The organism is Mesorhizobium sp. M7A.F.Ca.MR.148.00.0.0, assembly GCF_003997735.1.
In the GTDB taxonomy this organism is placed as follows: Bacteria; Pseudomonadota; Alphaproteobacteria; order Rhizobiales; family Rhizobiaceae; genus Mesorhizobium.
In genome coordinates this window covers 1-462 of the sequence record NZ_RZTB01000247.1, presented here as the reverse complement: position 1 = coordinate 462, position 462 = coordinate 1, and the positions used below count along the sequence as shown (strand labels likewise).

The 462-nt window shown below is 57.6% G+C and carries 1 protein-coding gene; it reads right to left on the bottom strand.

Going from position 1 to position 462, the window contains the following annotated elements; translation table 11 throughout:
• Positions 1 to 450, bottom strand: a 450-nt coding sequence (locus tag EOB49_RS33585) for an arsenate reductase ArsC (protein ID WP_164781919.1), incomplete at its 3' end; no start/stop codon positions are given.
• Between the last annotated feature and the right edge of the window lie 12 nt (positions 451 to 462).

The following is a 462-nucleotide window of genomic DNA, read 5'->3' as shown; positions in this document are numbered from 1 at the left end:
CTTGTCGACCATGCTCATCGGCAGGCTGATGAAGATGGAAATCCGGTTGTTGAGCATGCGATAGGCTTCGGCAAAGGCCAGATGTTTTTCGGCATCGGTGCCCTCCGCGTCAGCCGGATCAGGCACGCCCCAATGTGCGGTCATCGGCTGTCCTGGCCAGACAGGGCACGATTCATTGGCGGCGTTGTCGCAGACCGTGAAAACGAAATTCATCTCCGGCGCACCGGGAACCGCGAATTCTTCCCAGTCCTTCGAACGGGCAAAGGACGTGTCGTAATTGAGGTTCTTCAGAAGCTGGAGCGTGTAGGGATGCACCGCCCCTTTGGGATGCGACCCGGCCGAATAGGCCTTGAACTTGCCGGCGCCAATACGATTGAGAATCGCCTCTGCGATGATCGACCTAGCCGAATTGCCGGTGCAGAGGAAAAGAACGTTGTACGGTTCGCTCATGGTGCATGCCTC